This is a genomic window from Massilia sp. CT11-108, assembly GCF_047302915.1.
Taxonomy (GTDB): Bacteria; Pseudomonadota; Gammaproteobacteria; order Burkholderiales; family Burkholderiaceae_D; genus Telluria; species Telluria orientalis.
On the sequence record NZ_JBKYMO010001224.1, the window covers coordinates 1 to 483 of the forward strand.

General features: G+C 70.0%; 2 pseudogenes. One reads left to right on the forward strand and one right to left on the reverse strand.

Features of this window, described 5'->3' with window-relative positions:
- A pseudogene (locus ACEN88_RS34120) lies at positions 1-294 on the forward strand (Na+/H+ antiporter); the annotation flags it as partial.
- Between the two features lie 9 nt (positions 295-303).
- Here ACEN88_RS34120 and ACEN88_RS34125 read toward each other — a convergent pair.
- Positions 304-483 (reverse strand): annotated as a pseudogene (locus ACEN88_RS34125) (hypothetical protein); the annotation flags it as partial.

Genomic DNA, 483 nt, shown 5'->3' on the forward strand with positions numbered 1-483 from the left:
GTGTCGCTGCTGCTCGCCAGCGCCGCGCAGCAGGCCGACGGCCAGGACGACAACCGGGCCGTGGCCCACGTGCTGCGGCTGTACCGGCACCGCCTGAACGCGACCGACACCGCGGGCGGCAATGGCGACGCACAGGCACTCAAGCGCACGGAGCACAGCTACCGGCTGCTCGCGCTGAATGCGGAGCGGGACACGGTACTGCGCCTCGCGCGCCGCATGGATATCTCGGACGAGACGGCACGCAGGCTGCTGCGCCAGATCGACTTGCTGGAGGCGCGGTATCAACAAAACTGAGCAACAGGACTAGTCGGCGGTTCCCAGGCTGCTGCGCAACCAGTCGCGCCCCCGCCCGTCCAGCGCTTTCGCGATGACGTCGGGCGGCAGGCTGTACACGGTGGCCCACGTCGCGCGGCCGTCCGGCGCGTTGGACGGGAAGCTCGTCGTCTCGATCGGCCAGTGGTACTTGCGCTTGAGCGCGCGGAC